General features: G+C 64.8%; 1 protein-coding gene. It reads right to left on the bottom strand.

Annotated features, from left to right (window positions below):
- On the bottom strand, nucleotides 1-5,122 hold a 5,122-nt coding region (locus tag DA1_RS29170), incomplete at both ends, for an RHS repeat protein (protein WP_155737678.1).

Raw genomic sequence — 5,122 nt, 5'->3', positions numbered from 1 at the left:
GCGAAGTTCACCTTGTAGAGGTTGTTGATGACGCTGGTTTTGACCTGGCTGCGGTTGCCGGCCAGGTCGTAGCTGATGCGCACGTCGGTGCGGCCATCGAAGCTGGCGCGCAGGCGGTTCTGGGCATCGTAGAACAGGTGGTTGTCCTGGTAGACCACGTTTTCGATGAGGCCGGAGGCCAGCTTGGTCTTCTGGGTGAGCTTTTCGGTGAGGCGGTTGCCGGCCAGGTCATAGGTGTAGCTGCTGAGCTGGCCCAGGTAGTTGTCCTTGATTTCGATGAGCTGGCCGGCGCCATCGTAGCGGTAGTCCAGGCTCTTGCCCTTGGTGTTGCCCTCATGGGTGAGCTGGCCGGCCTTGTTGTAGTCGTATTGGTAGTAGACGCGCGAGGCGTTGTCCAGTTGCGAGTCGCTTCGGCCCAGCAGGCGGCCGAAGATGTCGTAGCTCCAGTCCTGGGTCATGGCGCTGGCGCCATCTCCGGCGCCGGTGAAGCCGATCTTGCGGCCCAGCGTGTCGTAGCGGTAGTAGTTGACGTTGCTCAGCCCGCCCAGTGTCACGGTGGGGTCGGGCACGGCCGGCGATGCGGTGACCTTGACCTGCTCCTGCCCGCTCATGGTCACGTTGCCGGCCAAGTCGTAGCGGTAGCGTGTGGCCTCGTTGTTGCCGTTGATGACGCGCACCTTGCGGCCGGCCTCGTCGTACTGGATGGTTTCGAGCGTGCGCAACGCAATGGCGTTCTGGGGATCTGCCCCCGAGACGCCGTTGGCCGCATGGACGCTACCGTTGACACCATTGGCCACCGCGCCGTTGACCGACCCCAACTCGAACCGCGAGAGGGTGGACGTCGATGCCAGTGCCGTGGAGGTCAGCCGCGATAGCTTGTCATAGCTGTAGTCGGTGACCACTGTGCGCGTGGCGGTCATGCGTTCGGCCGCACTGATCTTGTCGCCGAAGGCGTTGTAGCTGAGGTCGATGCGCCCGCCGTCGGCCTTGCGCTCCTGCACCACGTTGCCTGCCAAGTCACGGACCTGGGCGTTGATATTGCCCTTGCCGTCACGCACTCCGACCTGGCGGCCCAGGGCGTCGTAGTAGATGCGCGTGGTGGTGTATTCGGTGGGGCCTTCGTAGCTGGCCAACTGGGTCTGGGAGGTGAGCTGGTTGCTGGCGTTGTAGGTGAAGCTGGTTTTGAACAGGGTCTGGCCCGCCTGCACGCGCGGGTCGTCCACGCCGGTGAGGTTGCCCCAGCGGTCGTACTCGCGGTTGGTGACGGCGCGGTTGCTGAGGTTGAAGGGCGTGCCGGCCCACACGCGGGTCTGCACGGTTTCCGTGTAGGGCGGGGTGGTCTCCTGCAGGCTGATGGCCGAGCTGGCTCCGGAAGACGGGACGGTGATGGTGACGTCCGAGCGTGCGATGTAGGCCCCCCTGGCCCAGGTGGCCGGGTATTGGACTTCGATCGTAATGGTGTACCTGGTGTTGGGGGTGAGTGCATCCAGCACGATGCCCTGCAGCGCCGCACCATTCTGGAACTGGGCGCGACCGTCGCCCTGGCGCCAGATGGCAGGGGTTCCACCGGGCAGGGGCGGGGAGGAGCGGACCTGGACGCGTGCGTTGCTGTCCGGGGTGCTCCATTGCAGCATGTTGTAGGTCAGGCCATCGATGTTGGCCTGACCGGTGCCCACGCCTGGCACCTGGACAGTCGCCGCGCTGTCGGTGTTGAGCAGGTAGTACGAGGTGACTTCATGCTCCAGCGAGGAGGTCAGGTAGTCGCCTATATCCAGGTTGCCGAAGGAGTTGCCGTCGTAGACGGCATACAGGGGCACCATGCCGTCGGCCGGGACGTTGGAGATGTAGCCGTCGAACTGGTAGGCGTTCTGGTACCAAGTGTTGGGCGACCACTGGAAGCCCGCTGCAGGCTTGCTGGTCAACGAGGTATAGCTCCCCACATCCTGCGGCCGCGCTGTGATGCGGAAGGCGGCCTTGCCGCCATAGATGTATTGGTACAGCCGGCTGCCGTTGACGATGGGCGAGGAGCCCACATAGCCGACGATGCCGTCCGAGGTGACGGCGCCCGAGGGCATGAGGGCCTGGAACTCGGCGATGACCTTGGGGTCTGCCGTGGTGATGTGGTGGTCGTTGCCCTCGTAAGGGAAGTAGAAGCGGTGCAGCGGTGTTCGGCCGGCACCCGGGCTGCTCCAGATATAGCCGACGACACCGAGGTTGGTGACGTTGTTGTTCTGGGTAGCCATGCGCACTGGGGTGTTTTGCACGGTCAGGTTGGAGGGCGTGCCGACCTGGCCCGTGGCATGGACCTTCTCGCCCGTGGCGGTGTTAGTGGCGATCACCTCGTATTCGATGCTGCCCGGCCCCCAGTTGACGGCCACGCCTTGCATGCCTATGCCCATGCCGACCGTGCGCCCGTCGCCATAGGCGAACAGGCCGTTGCTGGCCGTGCGCGTGATCACGGCGGAGCTGTTTCCCTGTGGCCAGTAACGGAATTCCACGGTCCAACCCGCTGCAGGCTTGGGCCACTGCAGCACGCGGTAGGCCGAGCCGTCGATGATGGCATTGCCCTGCCCCACGCCGCCAGGCAGGGGCGACAGGTTGCCGTTGGTGCTTTCTGCACCGATGGTGAAGGTGCCAGAACCCACATCGCGCGTCATCTGCGCATTGGTGTTGCGCACGCGGTATTCGTAGTTGCCGGCGGGGAACTGGCTGACGTCGAAACGGTGGGCCGAGCCGAACGAGGTCTGTATGCCCACGGGCGCGGTGGTCCAGCCGTCATTGCTGCCGTAGCGGCGGTATTCGAGAGTGGTCTTGCTGACTAGGTCCTGCGGGTAGCTGACTTCGATGCTCAGGCCCATGGCCTTGGCGAACATGGGCACGCTGCGCGCCTTGGGCTCGGTGCCGCCCAGGACGGCTTCGGACGTGCCTATTCCAAGCAGGGCGTTGCGGTCGGTGATGGAGGTGGTGTACAGGCCGTCGCCGCGCCCGCTGGCCTTGTTGTCCAGTCGGTACAGCTTGGTCATGCCTTGTACATTCGGCGAGGAGGGCGCCACGTAGCCCTCTATGCCCTGGTTCTGCCACGAACCGCCGGCCGATGGCGCGCCGCCATTCGTGTACAGAGAGACATCGGGGTCGCCAGCCTTTGTCCAGCGGTACAGCGGCACAAGACCTGGCTGCGCGTCACGGCTCACATAGCCGGCCGTGCCTTCATCCAGCCAGCCCTTGGCCTGGTTGAGCAGGCGCTCGCGCTCCGTCAGGCTGGTGCTGAAGTAGTGGGTGTCGGTGTAGCGGTTGTAGTAGCGGTAGATGGGAATGCGGCCGTCTCCAGCCTCGTTCCAGATCTGGCCGGGGCTGCTGCCTTCGGTCCAGTTGAGGGAGGCGGGCTGCGACTGGCCTGCGACGTTGTACAGCGTTTGCCATTTGCCGAAGACATCCTGCTTCTCGACCGTAATGCGATTGAGGCTGGATATGCCACGGGCTGCTGCCATGTTCAATGCACCGCGCCATTGGAAGCTGTAGCCCTCGAGAGCTGCTTCAGCGGGGACGATGACAGATCGGCTCAGTGTGGCGCTGTCAACAAGCACGTCTCCTGTGCTGTCGCCTTCGGCTGGTGTGAGATAAGGGGCCGATTTATACGTGAGAGTGATGCGCACGTCGCCACTGCCCAGATCTTCCAGCGAGCGCCAGACCAGATCGACTTGGTTAAGCAGCCCGGTGTTTCTGTCGCCTATCACCTCGCTTTGCGAGATCACCCCATACAGCATGTTCTGCCGCGTGGTGATGCCCATCGGCTGCTCGGTCGCACGCTCGGGCGCCAGCGTCTGCACCAGACGGCCCAGCGCGTCGTAGCGCATGTCCGTGCGCCGGAACTGCGCCTTGTTCGCCGCCTGGGCGTTCAATGCCGATTGCGCGTCCTGGTAGGCCGTCTTCAGGTCCAGGCCTTCCGAGATGAGCTGCGCGGTCTGGCGGCCTTGCATGTCATAGGCCAGGATCTTGTAGACGCCGTCGCCCGCATTGGTGCGCCAGACGCGGCCCGCGTTGTCGTAGTCGTAGGTTTCCACGCCCTGCAGCGCCTGGCCGTTGTCCAGCACGCGCTTTTGCGTCACTTCGCCGAAGGCGTTGTAGCTCAGCTCGGTGTCGCTGACGCTCAGCGTGCCCAGGGCAATGCTTTCCGAAGGTGCGTAGCTGTGCGTCTGACGGCCCAGCACGTCGTAGGCGTAGGCGCGCCAGAGGCTGGCCTGGCTGGCGGTGCCGTTCTTGTCGTGGCTGGTGACGGTCTGCCATTCCTTGGCCAGCCGGCCCTGCGCGTCATAGGCGTAGTAGCGGCTGTAGCCTTGCGCATCCGTGATCTGCGTGGTGTGGCCTTGGGCATCGAATTTCGCGGTGGTGACGCGGTCGGCTGCGCTGGCCGCCCGGGTGTAGCTGCTGCCATCGGCCGCCACGCTGGCACCGTTGGCAAACTGGGTGGTGGTCAGCACGTTGCCGTGCGCATCGCGCTGGAATTCGGTCAGCGGGTTGATGGGGTTGGCTCCCGCGCCCGTGGCTACCACGCCCAGGTTCATGGCCGGGGTGATGGTGGCGCGCACGCGCCCGAGCACGTCGTAGAAGTTGTAGGTCACGCCACCCAGCGCATCGGTGCTGCGCGTGAGGTTGCCCAGCGCGTCGTAGCTGTACGAGGTGGTGAGGTCTTCCCTCTTGTCGTACAGCACGTCCTTTTGTTCCTGGGCGGCGGCGTTGACGCCGGTGTGCGCAACTGCACGCCGGATTTCTGCGCTCTTGCGGCCCAGCAGGTCGTAGCTGTAGTCGGTGACGCGGTCACCGGCTGCGGTGTCGGGCGTGGTGCCTGCCGTCTGCCCAGCCTTGGCGTATTCGACCTGGCGCACCAGGCTGCCGCTGGCGTCGTAGGCCATGGTGGTGAGGTAGCCCAGCGCATCGGTGCTTGCCACGCGCCGGCCCAGTTTGTCGTAGACGTGGGTGGTGGTGGACCAGCGCGCCGAGCCCTGGCCCGCAAACACCGAGGTCTGGTCGCCGAAGGCGTTGTAGCCGTAGCCTGTGCTCTTGCGGCCGCTGACCGTCTCTCCGGTCTGGCTGTCGTAGTTGAAGACCTGGGGTTCCTGCACGG

Origin of the sequence: Delftia acidovorans NBRC 14950, from assembly GCF_001598795.1 — a bacterium.
Taxonomy (GTDB): domain Bacteria; phylum Pseudomonadota; class Gammaproteobacteria; order Burkholderiales; family Burkholderiaceae_C; genus Comamonas; species Comamonas acidovorans.
The sequence above is the reverse complement of the archived record's forward strand: the minus strand, read 5'-3'. Positions and strand labels throughout refer to the sequence as shown.